The sequence below is a fragment of the Rhodopseudomonas boonkerdii genome, from assembly GCF_021184025.1.
In the GTDB taxonomy this organism is placed as follows: Bacteria; Pseudomonadota; Alphaproteobacteria; order Rhizobiales; family Xanthobacteraceae; genus Tardiphaga; species Tardiphaga boonkerdii.
On sequence record NZ_CP036537.1, the window covers coordinates 2,463,682 to 2,479,781 of the forward strand.

15 protein-coding genes are annotated in these 16,100 nt (G+C 62.3%); 12 read left to right on the forward strand and 3 right to left on the reverse strand.

Annotated elements, in window-relative coordinates:
* The first annotated feature begins 396 nt into the window (after positions 1-396).
* The 3 genes from exbB to E0H22_RS11420 are packed head-to-tail and all read left to right on the forward strand — an operon-like array spanning position 397 to position 2,568.
* Positions 397-1,284: a tonB-system energizer ExbB gene (gene exbB / locus E0H22_RS11410; RefSeq protein WP_430715274.1), complete on the forward strand. Its 888-nt coding sequence runs from the start codon at positions 397-399 to the stop codon at positions 1,282-1,284.
* Positions 1,285-1,286: 2 nt separating this feature from the next.
* Positions 1,287-1,769, forward strand: coding sequence for a TonB system transport protein ExbD (gene exbD, locus E0H22_RS11415; protein ID WP_233025751.1), 483 nt, complete (start codon positions 1,287-1,289; stop codon positions 1,767-1,769).
* Between the two features lie 13 nt (positions 1,770-1,782).
* Positions 1,783-2,568, forward strand: coding sequence for an energy transducer TonB family protein (locus E0H22_RS11420; protein ID WP_233025752.1), 786 nt, complete (start codon positions 1,783-1,785; stop codon positions 2,566-2,568).
* Positions 2,569-2,752: 184 nt separating this feature from the next.
* Here the strand turns inward: E0H22_RS11420 and E0H22_RS11425 are convergent, their stop codons facing one another.
* The 3 genes from E0H22_RS11425 to E0H22_RS11435 all read right to left on the reverse strand — a co-directional run bounded on the left by E0H22_RS11425 (position 2,753) and on the right by E0H22_RS11435 (position 6,470).
* Positions 2,753-3,499 (reverse strand): SDR family NAD(P)-dependent oxidoreductase, encoded by a 747-nt coding sequence (locus E0H22_RS11425; RefSeq protein WP_233025753.1) that lies wholly within the window; start codon positions 3,497-3,499, stop codon positions 2,753-2,755.
* A 203-nt stretch (positions 3,500-3,702) separates the two neighbouring features.
* Positions 3,703-4,437 (reverse strand): SDR family oxidoreductase, encoded by a 735-nt coding sequence (locus E0H22_RS11430; protein WP_233025754.1) that lies wholly within the window; start codon positions 4,435-4,437, stop codon positions 3,703-3,705.
* 206 nt (positions 4,438-4,643) lie between these two features.
* Complete coding sequence (locus tag E0H22_RS11435) at positions 4,644-6,470, reverse strand: IlvD/Edd family dehydratase (protein WP_430715244.1); 1,827 nt, start codon at positions 6,468-6,470, stop codon at positions 4,644-4,646.
* 247 nt (positions 6,471-6,717) lie between these two features.
* Here E0H22_RS11435 and E0H22_RS11440 point away from each other — a divergent pair, with 247 nt between their 5' ends.
* The 9 genes from E0H22_RS11440 to eda all read left to right on the forward strand — a co-directional run bounded on the left by E0H22_RS11440 (position 6,718) and on the right by eda (position 16,088).
* The gene (locus tag E0H22_RS11440; protein WP_233025756.1) at positions 6,718-7,782 is read left to right on the forward strand and encodes an ABC transporter ATP-binding protein; all 1,065 of its coding nucleotides are present in this window, start codon (positions 6,718-6,720) and stop codon (positions 7,780-7,782) included.
* Between the two features lie 75 nt (positions 7,783-7,857).
* Positions 7,858-9,180 (forward strand): ABC transporter substrate-binding protein, encoded by a 1,323-nt coding sequence (locus E0H22_RS11445; RefSeq protein ID WP_233025757.1) that lies wholly within the window; start codon positions 7,858-7,860, stop codon positions 9,178-9,180.
* An 84-nt stretch (positions 9,181-9,264) separates the two neighbouring features.
* On the forward strand, positions 9,265-9,678 hold the full coding sequence (locus E0H22_RS11450) for a RidA family protein (protein ID WP_233025758.1): 414 nt from the start codon (positions 9,265-9,267) through the stop codon (positions 9,676-9,678).
* A gap of 23 nt (positions 9,679-9,701) precedes the next feature.
* A complete protein-coding gene (locus tag E0H22_RS11455; protein WP_233025759.1) occupies positions 9,702-10,658 on the forward strand; it encodes a carbohydrate ABC transporter permease in 957 nt (318 codons plus the stop codon).
* Entirely contained in the window at positions 10,651-11,568 is a 918-nt protein-coding gene (locus tag E0H22_RS11460) for a carbohydrate ABC transporter permease (protein WP_233025760.1), read from the forward strand. Before E0H22_RS11455 ends, E0H22_RS11460 begins: the two co-directional genes overlap by 8 nt.
* 168 nt (positions 11,569-11,736) lie before the next feature.
* Entirely contained in the window at positions 11,737-12,723 is a 987-nt protein-coding gene (gene denD, locus E0H22_RS11465; protein WP_233025761.1) for a D-erythronate dehydrogenase, read from the forward strand.
* A gap of 334 nt (positions 12,724-13,057) precedes the next feature.
* Positions 13,058-14,281, forward strand: a complete 1,224-nt coding sequence (locus E0H22_RS11470; protein ID WP_233025762.1) for a CaiB/BaiF CoA transferase family protein — start codon at positions 13,058-13,060, stop codon at positions 14,279-14,281.
* Positions 14,282-14,520: 239 nt separating this feature from the next.
* Positions 14,521-15,438 (forward strand): sugar kinase, encoded by a 918-nt coding sequence (locus E0H22_RS11475; protein ID WP_233025763.1) that lies wholly within the window; start codon positions 14,521-14,523, stop codon positions 15,436-15,438.
* Positions 15,435-16,088 (forward strand): bifunctional 4-hydroxy-2-oxoglutarate aldolase/2-dehydro-3-deoxy-phosphogluconate aldolase, encoded by a 654-nt coding sequence (gene eda / locus E0H22_RS11480; protein WP_233025764.1) that lies wholly within the window; start codon positions 15,435-15,437, stop codon positions 16,086-16,088. Before E0H22_RS11475 ends, eda begins: the two co-directional genes overlap by 4 nt.
* Positions 16,089-16,100 lie beyond the last annotated feature (12 nt).

Sequence of the window (16,100 nt, forward strand, 5' to 3'; positions counted from 1 at the left end):
TGGGCAAACGACCCACGATGCAGTTAAGGACATGACGGGTTCGCAGTCGCGGTATTGCCGTGAGCGCATCACAAGCCATTTCTGGGTCACGCAGCCTTATGACGATGCCCGTTACAGTTACATGTTCAGCTTCGTCACCGGGTGACGGCGTAGGTGAGGATGCTTACGCGAGCTTAGCCTGGACTGCTTTGGGACCGCGGTTCGTGAAGGCTGTGAAAGCAGCCATGCACGACGCGGCTTCTGTGAGCGGGCGCGCTGTGATACGGCATGAATACCCACGGCGCGCGTTCTCTGGGGATGGCGGCGCGCTGCGCTTGCGTGCCGGACGCGGCGAACCTGAAACGGCCGCATTGGCCGTGTTGATCGACATTCCGTCTGCTACTGGGCCGAGGTATCATCTTGTTTAGAAACGTTCTTAAGTTGCTGGCGCTGCTAGCGACGGTCTGGTTCGCATCACCGCTCATCGCGCAGCAGGCGACACCGCCTGCGGCTCCGTCAACGACTGCGCCGGTCACGTCGAATGCTCCGTCAGCGCCGGCGCTCGCGGGCCCGGCAGCAGCAGAGATCGCCAAAGCGCCGGTGGCGACCGGCGAGCACGATCTGTCCCCATGGGCGATGTTCATGGGCGCCGATATCATCGTCAAGGCCGTCATGGTCGGTCTCGCGCTTGCCTCGGTGCTCACCTGGACGGTCGGCATCTTCAAGTTCATGGAGCTGACCTATTCGACCAACCGCCTGAAGAGCGCGCTCCGCAAGATCGGCGAGTCGCGTTCGCTCGCGGAAGCGCAGATGGCGCTCGGCGACAGGGGGACAGTGCTGTCGCGTCTGCTCGCCGCTGCGATGCGCGAAGGCAAGATGTCGGCCGGCATTTCCAGTGACGAGGGCATCAAGGAACGCGCGGCGTCGAGCTTCGGCGAAATCGTACGCGCCGAGGGCCGCAAGGTCCGCACCGGCATGGGCGCGCTCGCGACCATCGGCGCGATCTCGCCTTTCGTCGGACTGTTCGGCACCGTCTGGGGCATCATGAACAGTTTTATCGGCATCTCGAAGTCGCAGACGACAAACCTTGCCGTGGTTGCGCCCGGCATTGCCGAAGCGCTGCTCGCCACCGCGATCGGTCTCGTCGCGGCGATCCCGGCGGTAATCATCTACAATCACTTTGCCCGCGTGACGAGGAACTACATGGAAATCGTCGGCCGCGCGCAGGGCGCCTCGGCGCGTCTGCTCTCGCGTGATCTCGATCGCACCCATTCCAGCGCTCACATGCGCGCAGCGGCTGAATAATCATGGGTATGTCGCTTTCGGAAGGTTCCGGTGACGACGATTTCGAGGAAAACCACGAAATCAACGTTACCCCCTTCATCGACGTCATTCTGGTGCTGCTGATCATCTTCATGGTGGCGGCGCCGCTGTCGACCGTGGACCTGCCGATCAACCTGCCGACCTCCACCGTGGCGCCGCAGAAGAAGCCGGACAAGCCGACCTATGTCAGCATCAAGCCGGATCTCGCGGTCGCCATCGGCGAGGACATGGTTCGCCGTGTCGATCTGGTCAGCCGTCTCGATGCCATGGATAACGGCAACAAGGACCGGCCGATCTTTCTGCGTGTCGATCGTGCGGTGCCCTACGGCGAGTTCTTCGACGTGATGGAGCGCCTGCGCGCGGGCGGTTATACCAAGACCAAACTCGTCGCGCTGGAAGGCGTGGCTGCCACGCCGGGCGCAGCGCCCGCGTCGGGAGCGACGCCGCCGGCCGCGTCGCAGCCCTGACGTCGGAACGGTTATGTCGGAGCTCGATCGAAACACCTCCTGGCGCATGTGGCTGATCGCGGCGGTCTGTGCCGTGACGCTGCATGTCGGCGGCATTGCCGCCGCCGTCTATGAGATGCAGCAGGACGCGGACGACGACGGTCTCGGCGCCAATGCCATCGAAGTCGGCATGGAGATGGTGTCGCCGGACGTCGAGCAGACCGATCTGCCGCAGGGGCCGGACTCCGAAGCTTCGGCAGCTTCTCCTGCGGTGCAGGAGCAGAAGGCTGTCGAGAAGGAAAGCGACCTTCCTAAGGAAACGCCGCACGAGAGTGAAGAGCCGGATATGGCTGTCACCGAGAACAAGGCGAACAAACCCGAGGAAGAGACACCGGAGAAGGCTCAGAAGCAGCAGCAGGCCTCGCAGGAATCCGTGGCATCGGAAGCCGCCGCCCAGCAGAAGCTCGATGAGTCGAAGACCGGCGAGAAGGCACAAGCCGTCAATGCCGGCATGGGTACGGACAAGAAGCGCCTGTCCACCGTCTGGGCCAAGCAGCTCAGCGCCTATCTCGAGAAGAACAAGCGTTATCCCGCGGAACGCCAGCAGAAGGCGGCCGAGGTGATGGTGAATTTCGAGATCGACCGCGTCGGCAAGGTTCTGGCGGTTCGCGTGGTGAAGGGCTCCGGCGATGCCGCCTTCGATGAGGCGGCCGTCGCGATGGTCCGTCGCTCCGACCCGCTGCCGCCGCCGCCGGCTCTGATCGCCGATGACGGGCTGAGCTTTACGGTGCCGGTGATCTTCCGGGTGAAGAAGGGGTAGGGCTGGACGGTATCTCTTGTTGCCGATCTGTACCGCAGCTCTTGATCTGAGCAACTCGCTCCATTGTCATCGCCCGGCTTGACCGGGCGATCCAGCAGACACCGATATTTGTGATGATGCCGCAACGCTTGCGTTGACTGGATCCCCACTTTCGCGGGGATGACAGTCGGGAGCGTAGACGGTCTCAATACGTCGCGCGGCCGCCCGAGATATCGAACACGGCGCCCGTCGAGAACGCGCAGTCTTCGGACGCCAGCCATGCCGCCATTGCGGCGAGTTCCTGTACCAGCACGAAGCGGCCTTTCGGAATCTTCGACAGCATGAAGTTGATGTGCTGTTCGGTCATCTGATCGAAGATCGCCGTCTTCGCTGCTGCCGGCGTGATTGCATTCACATTGATCTCGGTGCTGGCCAGCTCCTTGCCGAGCGATTTTGTCAGAGCGATCAGACCCGCCTTCGATGCCGAGTAATGCGAGGCGTTGGGGTTGCCTTCCTTGCCGGCGATGGAGGCGATGTTGACGATGCGGCCGTAATTCTGTTTCAACATCACCGGCACCACGGCCTTGCAGCACAGGAACGGGCCGTCGAGATTGATGCGCATCACTTTGCGCCAGTCGTCGTAATCGATCTCCCACACCGGCTTGTTGAAGCCGGTGATGCCCGCATTGTTGACCAGGATGTCGATCTGGCCGAATTCCTGCAGGGTCGCATCGCGGCCTGCATCGATCGAGGCGGTGTCGGTTACGTCGACCTTGAGGGCGATGACGGCGTCGCCGATCTCGCGGGCAGTCTTCACCGCGAGATCGATGTCATGATCCCAGATCGCGACCTTGGCGCCGGAGGCGACGAAGCGTTCGGTGACGGCGCGGCCAAAGCCCTGGGCGCCGCCGGTGACCACGGCACAGCGGCCGGAGAGGTCGATCTTGTTCATGAGGCGATATCCTGTTCTGATCTGGTGTCCCTCATGGTGAGGAGGCGCGACTTGTCCGCCGAAGCTCGAAGAGCGAAGGCGGAAGCGCCGTCTCGAACCATGAGCTGGTTAGGCTCTGAGTACCCGGCCATCCTTCGAGACGCCGCTGTGCGGCTCCTCAGGATGAGGGATGGAGTGTGTTGTCCGCTCCTCAAGTTTCGAAGTTACAGCGTCCAGCCGCCGTCGATGATGTGAGCGACTCCGGTGGTGAAGGCGCTTTCGTCGCTGGCGAGATAGAGCGCGAGATTGGCGATCTCGTCTGCGGTGCCGAGACGGCCCATGGGCTGGCGGCTCACAAACATCTCGCGCCCGTTCGGACCTGCGGCGGCGGCGCGGTCGAGCATCGACGGGGTCTCGATGGTGCCGGGGCAGATGGCGTTACAGCGGATGCCCTTGGTGATGTAGTCCACCGCGACCGCGCGGGTGAGGGCGGCGACGGCAGCTTTGGTGGCGCCATAGACGTAGCGATTCGGCGCGGCCTTGAAGACACCGGCGGCGGAGGAGATGTTGACGATCGAGCCACGGCCACGCGCGAGCATGCCGGGCAGGAAGGCCCGGATGGTCCGGTGCATCGACTTGACGTTCAGGTCGAAGGAGAAATCCCAGTCGGCATCGGAACAGTTCAACGCATCGCCATGATGCACGAAGCCGGCGGCGTTGAGCAGGATGTCGATGTCGCCGACCTTCTTGGCCATGGCTTCGACGGCGGCCGTGTCGCGGACGTCGAGCTTGGCGGTCTCTGCGACGCCGTCCTTTGTGAGGAGTGCGACGCCTTTCTCATCGATATCGGTGGCGATGACGGTGGCGCCTTCCCGCGTGAAAGCGAGAGCACAGGCGCGGCCGATGCCGACGGCGCCCGCCGTGACGAAGGCGCGTTTGCCCTTGAGGCGGTTGGACATGGGTGGTCTCCCTGAGGATGTTGTCTGTTTCTTGCTAGTGTTTTGCGCCGATCTCTCGCTCCCTCGCCCCGCACTTGCGGGGAGAGGGCGGGGTGAGGGGCTCTTGCTTTCTTTTTCGAAGCGTCGTTGAGGCTCCCCCTCACCCGACTTCCGCGCGCTGCGCGCACTCCAGTCGACCTCTCCCCGCAAGCGGGGAGAGGTTAAGATCAGTGATTATGCCGGGCCGTGCCGACCTTGCCGGCGATATCCCGATAGCGCGTGGCGAGTTCGAGGCATGCACCGGTGGATTGCTGGCCGACGGTGTTGCGATAGAGTTCCTGCCACGGCGTCTGATGCGCGGGATACTTGAAACCACCCTTGGCCATCAGCTCCGCACGGCGACGCTTCAGCTCCTCATCGGAGATCAGGATGTTCGCGCTGCCCTTGTTGAGGTCGATGCGCACCTTGTCGCCGGTTTGCAGGATGGCGAGACCGCCATTGGCCGCCGCTTCCGGCGAGGCGTTGAGGATCGACGGCGAGCCTGACGTGCCCGACTGGCGGCCGTCTCCGATGCATGGCAAGGAGAGAATGCCGCGTTTGATCAGCGCGGCCGGCGGCTGCATGTTCACCACTTCGGCGCCGCCGGGATAGCCGATCGGGCCGGTGCCGCGCACGAACAGGATGCAATGTTCGTCGATGTTCAGCGAGGCATCGTCGATGCGGTCATGATAGTCCTCCGGGCCCTCGAACACGATGGCGCGGCCCTCGAAGGCGTTGGGGTCCTTCGGATTGACCAGATAGCGCTCGCGGAATTCCTTGGAGATCACCGAGGTCTTCATGATGGCGGAATCAAAGAGATTGCCGCGCAGAACCAGGAAGCCCGCATCGGGAACGAGCGGCTTGTCGTAGGTCCAGATCACATCCTTGTCCGGCGCGGGCGCAGCGGCGCAGTTCTCGCCCATGGTCTTGCCATTGACCGTAATCGCATCCTCATGGATGCGCTTGTGCTTCATCAGTTCGCGCACCACCGCGGGCACGCCGCCGGCACGGTGATATTCCTCGCCGAGATAGAAGCCGGCGGGCTGCATGTTCACAAGCAGCGGCACATCATGGCCAACCTTCTGCCAGTCGTCGATATCGAGCTCGACGCCGATATGACGTGCCAGCGCGTTGATATGGATCGGCGCATTGGTAGAGCCGCCGATGGCGGAATTCACCACGATGCAGTTCTCGAACGCTTGTCGTGTGAGAATGTCGGAGGGTTTCAGATCTTCCCAAACCATGTCGACGATGCGCTGGCCGGTTTCATAGGCGATCTGGCCGCGCTCGCGATACGGGGCGGGAATGGCGGCGCAGCCGGGCAGCGACATGCCGAGTGCTTCCGCCAGCGAATTCATGGTCGAGGCGGTGCCCATGGTGTTGCAGTGACCGACCGACGGCGCCGACGACGCCACCAGCGTCATGAATTCCTCATAGTCGATCTCGCCAGCGGCAAGACGTTCGCGCGACTTCCACACCACGGTGCCGGAGCCGGTGCGCTGGCCGTCGTGCCAGCCATTCAGCATCGGGCCGCCGGAGAGCACGATGGCGGGCAGATTGACCGTCGCCGCCGCCATCAGGCAGGCCGGGGTGGTCTTGTCGCAGCCCGTGGTGAGCACGACGCCATCGAGCGGATAGCCGAACAGGACTTCCACAAGGCCGAGATAGGCAAGATTGCGATCAAGTGCCGCAGTGGGGCGCTTGCCGGTTTCCTGAATCGGATGCACCGGGAATTCCATCACCAGGCCGCCGGCCGCGGTGATGCCTTCGCGAACGCGCTTTGCCAGCTCGATATGATGGCGATTGCAGGGCGACAGGTCATTGCCGGTCTGGGCGATGCCGATGATCGGTTTGCCGGATTGTAGTTCGTGCCGCGTCAGGCCGTAATTGAGATAGCGCTCAAGATAGAGTGCCGTCATGCCGGGATTGTGGGGATCGTTGAACCATTCGCTCGAACGAAGTTTGCGCTTGGTTACCCCTGAAGTCGGCGAGGATGCAGTCGGCTTGGTCATCATTTCTCCCGCAGCGCACACATTTGTGATGTGTGCGTCGTCTCTTGATTGATCGCGAATGTTTGCACGGCATTGGATGCTGCGCAATGTTTGCATCCGCGAGATTTTTCTACGACTATGATCCAACGACATTCTACCAGAAATGCTGGTAGGATGTCTGACAAGTAAGAACAGGCGCCCCAGTTGTTCATCCTTTCTGGATGTTCATCGAAGGGTGTATCCCGCAGCGGGACTTTTGGGAGGGAAGTGTATGGCGTCCGTGCAGATTCACGACGTGCGTAAGTCTTTTGGCGGTTTTGAAGTGCTTCATGGCGTGTCCGTCCCGATCGAGGACGGCGAGTTTGTGGTGCTGGTCGGCCCGTCCGGCTGCGGGAAATCCACCTTGCTGCGCATGCTTGCGGGTCTGGAAAAGATCACCTCGGGCACCATTTCCATCGGGGACCGCGTCGTGAACGATGTCCAGCCGAAGGAGCGCGACATCGCCATGGTGTTCCAGAACTACGCGCTCTATCCGCATATGACGGTTGCCCAGAATATGGGCTTTTCGCTGAAGCTGCGCGGCGCCAGGCAGAGCGAGATCGACGAGAAGGTCAATCGTGCGGCAGATATTCTCGATCTGAAGCGTCTGCTCGATCGTTATCCCCGGCAGCTGTCGGGCGGCCAGCGCCAGCGCGTCGCCATGGGCCGCGCCATCGTGCGCGATCCCCAGGTGTTCCTGTTCGACGAGCCGCTGTCGAACCTCGATGCAAAGCTCCGCGTCGCCATGCGCGCGGAAATCAAGGAGTTGCATCAGCGGCTCAAGACCACGACCGTTTACGTGACCCACGACCAGATCGAGGCCATGACCATGGCCGATAAAATTGTGGTGATGCAGGACGGCATCGTCGAGCAGATGGGCGCACCGCTCGAACTCTACGATCATCCCGAGAACAAGTTCGTGGCCGGCTTTATCGGATCGCCGGCGATGAACTTCCTCGAGGGGACCCTGAAGGTGAATGGCAGCGCCTGGGTTGAGACGGCCAATGGCGCCAAGCTGCCGCTCGCCGGCACGCCGACGACCGCCGATGGCAAGACCGTGACCTATGGCATCCGCCCCGAACATCTCGAATTCGGCGATGACGGCATCGAGGCCGAGGTGGTGGTGGTGGAGCCGATGGGCTCGGAGACGCAGGTGGTGGCGCGCATCGGCACCCAGGACATCATCGCGATCTTCAGGGATCGTCGTCCTGTCGCGCCCGGCGACAAGATCCACCTGAAGCCGCGCGCGAATTCCGCGCACCTGTTCGACAAGGAGACGGGCAAGCGCGTCAACTGACGCGCATCTGCCTGCACGTGATTTTCAAGAACATTGGTCGATCAACGAACCAATATAACAGGGAGAAGACGCAAGATGACTGGATTTACCCCGGATCGCCGATCTCTGCTCAAAGGCGGCGCGGTCACGCTGGCCGCGGCGGCGACGATGTCGGCCGACCAGTTGCTCGGCTACGCCAAGGCGTGGGCGCAGGCTTCGCAGTGGAAGCCGGAAGCGGGCGCCAAGATCAATCTGCTGCGCTGGAAGCGCTTCGTCGAAGCCGAAGACGCCGCTTTCATGAAGATGGTCGATGCCTTCCAGAAGGCCACCGGCGTCACCGTCACCGTGTCCAACGAATCCTATGACGACATCCAGCCGAAAGCCTCGGTCGCCGCCAATACGGGACAGGGTCTCGACATGGTGTGGGGGCTGTACTCGCTGCCCTTCCTGTTCCCGACCAAATGTCTCGACGTCACCGATGTCGCCACCTATCTCGGCAACAAGGCCGGCGGCTGGGCGGAGTCCGGCAAGCAGTACGGCATGTATAACGGCAAGTGGATCGGCTTGCCCGTCGCGGCCACCGGCGGTCTGGTCAACTACCGCGTCGCCGCGGCCGAGAAGGCCGGCCACAAAACCTTCCCGGAAGATCTCGCCGGGTTCCAGGATCTCGTCAAAGGCCTGAACAAGAACGGCACCCCGGCCGGCATGGCGCTCGGCCACGCCTCGGGCGACGCCAATGGCTGGGTGCATTGGGCGCTCTGGGCCCATGGCGGCAAGATGATCGACAAGAACAACAAGGTGACGATCAACTCGCCGGAAACCGCCAAATCGCTGGAATATGTGAAGTCGCTCTATGACAACTTCATCCCCGGCACGGCGTCGTGGAACGATAGCTCGAACAACAAGGCCTTTCTCGCCGGTCAGCTGCATCTGACCACCAACGGCATCTCGGTCTATGTGACCGCGAAGAAGGAAGCTCCGCAGATTGCCGAGGACATGAACCACGCGCATCTGCCCAAGGGCATCGACGGCAAGCGCCGCGAACTGCATCTCGGTTTCCCTGTGCTGATCTTCACCTTCAGCAAGTTCCCGCAGGCCTGTAAGGCGCTGGCGGCGTTCATGATGGAGCCGGATCAGTTCAATCCGTGGGTGGAAGCGGCCCAGGGCTATCTGTCGCCGTTCCTGCTCGCTTATGAGAAGAACCCGATCTGGACCGCCGATCCGAAGAACACGCCCTATCGCGATGTGGCCTCGACGGCATCGACCCCGGCGGGCGAGGCGCAGATGAGCGAGAACGCGGCAGCCGCGATCGCCGACTTCGTGCTCGTCGACATGTACGCCAATTACTGCACGGGCCGTGAGGACGTGAAGACCGCGATGGCGTCGGCCGAGCGGGCTGCGAAGCGCATCTTCCGCTGAGTACGGTTGCCGGCGCGGAGCGACCCGCGCCGGCCACTTTTCTGCAGCCGGCACAAGCCGGCCTGAACAATGATGGGAATGGGAATGCCGGAGATCGACTACAAGACCATTTTGCCCGACGGCTGGAGCCGGCCCCGCGGTTTTGCGCATGCGGTGGTATGCGGTGGCACGCGCAGCGTCCGTATCTCCGGACAGCTCGGCAAGAAGGACGGACAGGGCGACGTCGCCGCGTCCTCGGATTTCGGCACGCAATGGCGTTACGCCATGGAAAACCTCGTTACCGTGCTGAAGGCCGCGGGCGGCGAGCCCAAGCAGATCGTGATGCTGCGCGCCTATGTCACCGATATCGAAGCCTTCAAGTCCTCCGGCGCCGCCATCGGCGAGGCCTGGGGCGCGACGCTCGGCAAGCATTTTCCGGCGATGACGCTGGTGCAGGTCTCCGCGCTGATCGATCCGCACGCACGTGTCGAGATCGAAGGCGAAGCGATCCTGCCGTAACATTCGACTGGAGCTTTCTGAGTATGACGACGATCCAGACATCGATGCCGGTGGGGAAGGTGATCCCCAAAACCTCGGCCTGGGACCGGCTGCGGGTCAACCGCAACTGGCTCGCCCTGTGGTTCATGTTGCCGGCCGCTGCGTTTCTGCTGCTGTTTCTCGCTTACCCGCTGTTTCTCGGCGTCTGGATGAGCTTTACCGACGACCGCATCGGTCGCGGCGGCGTCTTTGTCGGCCTCGAAAACTATGAGTGGCTGCGCGACGACTCGATCTTCTGGCTCTCGGTCTTCAACACGCTGCTCTATACGCTCGTGGCGTCGGCCATCAAATTCGCCGTTGGCCTCTATCTCGCGCTGCTGCTCAACCGGCACATGCCGTTCAAGGCGCTGATCCGCGCTGCCGTGCTGATCCCGTTCATCGTGCCGACGGTGCTGTCTGCCATCGCCTTCTGGTGGATCTACGACTCGCAATTCTCGATCATCTCCTGGTCGCTGATCAAGCTCGGCATCATCGACAGCAACATCAATTTCCTCGGCGACAGCACCTGGGCGCGCGCCAGTGTGATCTTCGCCAACATCTGGCGCGGTGTGCCCTTCGTCGCCATCACGCTACTGGCCGGTCTGCAGACCGTGTCGCCCTCGCTCTACGAGGCCGCGGTGCTGGATGGCGCTACCTCGTGGCAGCGCTTTCGCTACATCACCTATCCCTTGCTGACCCCGATCATCGCCGTTGTGATGACCTTCTCGGTACTGTTTACCTTTACCGACTTCCAGCTGATCTGGGCGCTGACTCGCGGAGGTCCCGTCAATGCAACGCATCTGATGGCGACGCTCAGCTATCAGCGCGGCATTTTGTCGGGTCGTCTCGGCGAGGGGGCTGCGATCGCCACCGCCATGATCCCGTTCCTTCTGGCAGCCATCGCTATTTCGTGGTTCGGCATGCAGCGCCGCAAGTGGCAGCAGGGTACTGACAATGACTGATGCAATCGCAGATACCGCGCGCACGGCGCCGCTGAAGCTCGAGAAAGACGATCACACCGAGGGCATGGCCTATCTCGAATCCGTGCCACGCCGGATCGTCACGCTCTACATTCCGCTGTTCATCATCGTGGTGATCCTGCTGTTCCCGTTCTACTGGATGGCGCTCACCGCCATCAAACCGGACGAGCAGTTGATCGACATGGAGCGGTTCAATCCGTTCTGGGTGGTCAAGCCGACCTTCAAGCACATCCAGAAACTGCTGTTCGAGACCAATTATCCGCAGTGGCTCTGGAATACGATGTATGTGGCGGCGGCGGCGACCTTCCTGTCCATCGTCGCCAGCGTGCTGGCCGCCTATGCCATCGTGCGGCTACGCTTCCGTGGCGCCGAGACAGTGGGCGCGTTGATCTTCATGGCCTATCTGGTGCCGCCGTCGATCCTGTTCATTCCGCTGGCCTCGGTGATCCAGGCCTACGGCCTGTTCGACTCGCCGCTGTCGCTGATCCTGGTCTATCCGACGCTCTTGATCCCGTTCTCGACATGGCTGCTGATGGGCTACTTCAAGACCATCCCGTTCGAGCTGGAAGAATGCGCCCTGATCGACGGCGCCTCGCGCTGGCAGATCCTGGTCAAGATCATCATTCCACTGGCGGTGCCCGGCCTGATCTCGGCCTTCATCTTCTCCTTCACGCTGTGCTGGAACGAGTTCATCTATGCGCTGACCTTCCTGCAATCGACCCAGAACAAGACGGTGCCGGTGGCGATCGTCAACGAGTTCGTCGATGGCGACATTTACAAATGGGGCTCGCTGATGGCCGGCGCACTGGTCGGCTCATTGCCGCTGGTGATCCTGTATGCTTTCTTCGTCGAGCACTATGTTTCGGCAATGACCGGCGCCGTGAAAGAGTAGGGTCACTTGCTCCATCACACATAACCCTCATCCTGAGGAGCACGCGGAAGGCGTGCGTCTCGAAGGATGGCGGCGGAGTTCCCCATCTCATGGTTCGAGACGGCGCTTCGCGCCTCCTCACCATGAGGGGCCGAGTTTAGTTCAAGAACAAGAAACAGGGATAATCCGATGCACATCCTCATTCTCGGCGCCGCCGGCATGGTCGGCCGCAAGCTTGCCGAACGTCTGGTGAAAGACGGCCGCCTCGGCAACCGCGACATCACTCGCATGACCCTGCAGGATGTGGTGGCGCCGCAGAAGCCCGCAGGTGCCTCGATCCCTATCGAGCTGGTGACGTCGGACTTCGCCGATCCCAACACCGCCGCGCCGTTGCTGACGCACAAGCCGGAAGTGATCTTCCATCTCGCGGCCATCGTATCGGGAGAGGCCGAGGCCGATTTCGACAAGGGCTATCGCATCAATCTCGATGGGACCCGCTATCTGATCGACGCCATCCGCGCTGTTGGCGGTGGCTACAAGCCACGTCTCGTCTTCACCTCGTCCATCGCCGTGTTTGGTGCCCCGTTCCCGGAGAAGATTGGCGACGAGTTCTTCCACACGCCGCTGACGTCCTACGGCACCCAGAAATCGATCTGTGAAATGCTGATCGCCGACTACACCCGCAAGGGGCTGCTCGACGGCATCGGCATCCGCCTGCCGACCATCTGCGTGCGCCCGGGCGCACCCAACAAGGCGGCTTCCGGCTTCTTCTCCAACATCATCCGCGAGCCGCTGGCTGGCAAGGAGGCGATCCTGCCGGTGTCCGAGGATGTCCGTCACTGGCATGCATCGCCGCGTTCCGCTGTCGGCTTTCTCGTCCATGCCGGCAGTATGAATCTCGAAGCGATGGGCCCACGGCGCAATCTCTCGATGCCCGGCATGTCCGTCACCGTCGGCGAGCAGATCGCGGCGCTGCAGCGTGTTGCCGGCAAGAACGTGGTCGGCCGCATCAAGCGCGAGACCGATCCGATCATCACCGGTATCGTCTCCGGCTGGCCGCGCGATTTCGACACTGCGCGGGCACTGAGCCTCGGCTTTACTACCGCCGAAAAGACCTTCGATGACATCATCCGCATCCATATCGAGGATGAACTCGGCGGAAAGTTCGTCGATTGAGGTCGGGACGTCGCTCCGCCTAGCGGCAGGGCTATTGGCCTGCATGGTTCGAGACGCCCGCTTTGCGGGCTCCTCACCATGAGGGTCTTCTACAGCGTCATACTCCGCCCTCATCCTGCGGAGCCGCGCAGCGGCGTCTCGAAGGATGGCTGCGGGATGCTTCTCCCGCAGCGACGTTTTCCGCCCCCCGAAATCACAAGCGCCGTTCGGTGCCTGCTTGAACGGGATAGCCCTCATGCTCACGGAGCAGTGCATTCGGGGGGATTTTCCTGTAAGCGCTCACTTCACACGCTCAGCGTGGTCGACGTGGACGATCAAATAGCAGGAGGAATGTATGCCGGCTCTGCCGCTCTCGGGCATCAAGGTTATCGATATGACTCGGGTGCTCGCCGGCCCGATCGCCGGTCAGATGCTTGGCGATTTCGGCGCCGAAGTCATCAAGATCGAACGCCCAGGAACCGGCGACGATTCCCGTGCATTCGGCCCTCCTTATCTGCACGACCCGGAAGGGAGCAGGCGAGACAATTCCTTCTATCTCTGCGCCAACCGCAACAAGAAGTCGGTCACGGTCAATGTGGCCAAGCCTGAAGGCCAGGAGATCATTCGCGAGCTCGTCAAGACGGCCGACGTGTTGCTGGAGAACTACAAGGTCGGCGACCTCAAGCGTTATGGCCTCGACTACGACACGATCAAAGCCATCAACCCGCGTATCGTCTACTGCTCGGTGACGGGCTTCGGACAAACCGGTCCCTATGCGACGCGCGCCGGCTATGATGCCATCCTGCAGGCAATGGGCGGTCTCATGAGCGTCACCGGCCACCTCGACGGCGAACCGGGAGAGGGGCCCATGAAGGTCGGTCCCTCGATCGTGGATTACATGACCGGCCTGAACGCCACCATCGGCGTGATGTCGGCGCTCTATCACCGCGACGCCGGCGGCGGCGAGGGACAGCATATCGATGCCTGTCTCTTCGACACGGTGATTGCCTCCCTGTCGCACTGGCTGCAACCCTATCTCATCAGCGGCAAAGTTCCGCCGCGCCGCGGCACCTGGGGCAATGGCGGCATGCCCGCCGGTGTGTTCCGTTGTACCGATGGCGAGATCATGATCGTCAATGGCAATGACGGCCAGTTTCAGCGGACATGCGAAGTGCTCGGAGAGCCGGATCTGGCCAAGGATCCGCGCTTCCTGAAGAACAACGATCGTGTCCAGCATGGCAGGGAGATTATGGCCATCTTCGCCGGTCTTTTCCTGAAGCAACCCGTCGCCTATTGGCTGGAGCGTCTGGAGGCGGTCGGCGTACCATCCGGCCCGATCAACGATTTCGATCAGGTTTTCGCTGATCCTCATGTGAAGTCCCGCGGAATGCGGGTGAGCTCGAACCATCCCTTCGAGTCGGCCCTTCCGCTCATACGAAATCCGCTGATGTTTTCGGGCACGCCGGTTACCGAGTATCGCGCACCGCCGCTTCTCGGCTCCAATACGGACGAAATCCTGGCTGACATCGGCTATGACGGAGAACGGATCGGCGCGCTGAGGAAGATGGGCGTCGTCTAGAGCGTTCTTATATTGAAGCGATCCACTGTCCTCATGGTGAGGAGCGCGCCGCTTGGCGCGCGTCTCGAACCATGAGATGTTCAGCTTCTGAGCGTGAGGCCATCCCTTGCGAATGGCTATGCCATTCGCTGGGAGACGCGGTCGAAAACGACCGCTCCTCAGCATGAGGGCCGAGTGTAAGTTGCCGATTCATCTCAAAGTGAATTTGCTCTAGGCCAGTCACATTGATCGAGGTTTCGATGCGGATCGCCAGCATCGGCGAATGCATGATCGAGCTACGTCAGATGCCCGGCGGGCACCTGACGCGGTCCTTTGGCGGCGACACGCTCAATACGTCCGTCTATCTGGCGCGGCTGGGCGCCAGCGTCGACTACGTCACCGCGCTCGGCGACGATCCCCTCAGCGACGAAATGATCGCAGGCTGGCGGGACGAGGGGATCGGCACCGAACGCGTGCTACGCCTCCAGGGCAAGCTTCCCGGCCTTTACATGATCGAGACCAATGCAGCCGGTGAGCGCCGTTTCTATCACTGGCGCGATGCTTCGGCGGTGCGCGGGTTGATGAACCGCCCGGAGACGGAGGCGCTGCTGGCCGCCCTCGCCAGATACGACCTCATCTATCTCTCGGCCATCACGCTGTCGCTGTTCGATGCGGCCGGACGCGATCGCCTGATCGCAGCGCTTCAGCATTGTCGTGCCTCGGGTGTCCGCGTCGCCTTCGATACCAATTTTAGGGCCCGTGGCTGGCCCGATCTCGATTTGGCGCGTAAGGCATTCGCGCGGGCCTTTGCCGCGTCGGATATCGTGCTCGCTTCGGTCGAGGATTTGTCCGTGCTGTATCCGGATGACGGCGAGGACGCCTTGCTCGACCGGATCTATGCCGATGAGCTCGTGCTCAAGCTCGGGACGCCTGCGAGTGTCGTATGCATGAATGGCAAGGCGACGCGCGTCGAGGCGCAGCCGGTGACGGGCACGGTTGTCGATACCACAGCCGCGGGCGACAGTTTTGCGGCGGCCTATCTTCATGCGCGGCTGAACGGCTCCGAGCCGGTGGCCGCCGCAAAAGCTGGCCACTATCTTGCTGGCACGGTCGTCTGCCATCCCGGCGCGATCATCCCGCGCGCGGCGATGCCGGATATGAGAGGGCTAACATCATGACCGATATTGCCAGCCGTCAGGACGATCTGCGCAAGATGCTGACTGCCGCGAAGGTCATTCCGGTGCTGACAATCGAACGTGTCACCGACGCCGTGCCGCTCGCGCATGCGCTGGTCGCAGGCGGCGTACACACGTTGGAGATCACGCTGCGCACAGCTGCGGCGGTCGAAGCAGCGAAAGCGGTGATCGCCGAAGTGCCCGACGCCATCGTCGGCATAGGCACGGTACTCTCCGCCGCCGATTTTGAACGGGCGCAGAAGCTCGGCGCGCGTTTCACCGTCAGCCCGGGAGCGACGCCGGCTTTGCTCGAAGCGGCAGCCAAAAGCGATCTTCCACTGTTGCCTGGCGTCGCCACAGCCTCCGAAGTCATGCTGGCCCGTGACTACGGTTTTGACACGCTCAAATTCTTCCCGGCCGAGCAGGCCGGCGGGCGCGCGATGCTGCGGGCATGGACGGGGCCTTTCCCCGATCTGCGGGTGTGTCCGACCGGCGGTATCACCGAGGCGAATGCGGCAGAATGGCTCGGCGAACCCCATGTGCTCGCGGTCGGCGGCTCCTGGATCTGCCCGGTGGCGTCCGTTCGGGCTGGGGACTGGGTGGGCATAACGGCCATGTGCGCGCGGACGATGAAAAGCCTGTCACCGCGCTGAGGCCGCGCTATA

Bases quoted from the DNA above. Each gene is read 5' to 3' on its own strand.
- E0H22_RS11450 (WP_233025758.1), top strand. From the start codon at position 9,265: ATGCCGGAGATCGACTACAAGACCATTTTGCCCGACGGCTGGAGCCGG.
- E0H22_RS11440 (WP_233025756.1), top strand. From the start codon at position 6,718: ATGGCGTCCGTGCAGATTCACGACGTGCGTAAGTCTTTTGGCGGTTTT.
- E0H22_RS11435 (WP_430715244.1), bottom strand. From the start codon at position 6,470: ATGATGACCAAGCCGACTGCATCCTCGCCGACTTCAGGGGTAACCAAG.
- E0H22_RS11470 (WP_233025762.1), top strand. From the start codon at position 13,058: ATGCCGGCTCTGCCGCTCTCGGGCATCAAGGTTATCGATATGACTCGG.
- E0H22_RS11460 (WP_233025760.1), top strand. From the start codon at position 10,651: ATGACTGATGCAATCGCAGATACCGCGCGCACGGCGCCGCTGAAGCTC.
- denD (WP_233025761.1), top strand. From the start codon at position 11,737: ATGCACATCCTCATTCTCGGCGCCGCCGGCATGGTCGGCCGCAAGCTT.
- E0H22_RS11425 (WP_233025753.1), bottom strand. From the start codon at position 3,499: ATGAACAAGATCGACCTCTCCGGCCGCTGTGCCGTGGTCACCGGCGGC.
- eda (WP_233025764.1), top strand. From the start codon at position 15,435: ATGACCGATATTGCCAGCCGTCAGGACGATCTGCGCAAGATGCTGACT.
- E0H22_RS11475 (WP_233025763.1), top strand. From the start codon at position 14,521: ATGCGGATCGCCAGCATCGGCGAATGCATGATCGAGCTACGTCAGATG.
- E0H22_RS11455 (WP_233025759.1), top strand. From the start codon at position 9,702: ATGACGACGATCCAGACATCGATGCCGGTGGGGAAGGTGATCCCCAAA.
- exbD (WP_233025751.1), top strand. From the start codon at position 1,287: ATGGGTATGTCGCTTTCGGAAGGTTCCGGTGACGACGATTTCGAGGAA.
- E0H22_RS11430 (WP_233025754.1), bottom strand. From the start codon at position 4,437: ATGTCCAACCGCCTCAAGGGCAAACGCGCCTTCGTCACGGCGGGCGCC.
- E0H22_RS11420 (WP_233025752.1), top strand. From the start codon at position 1,783: ATGTCGGAGCTCGATCGAAACACCTCCTGGCGCATGTGGCTGATCGCG.
- E0H22_RS11445 (WP_233025757.1), top strand. From the start codon at position 7,858: ATGACTGGATTTACCCCGGATCGCCGATCTCTGCTCAAAGGCGGCGCG.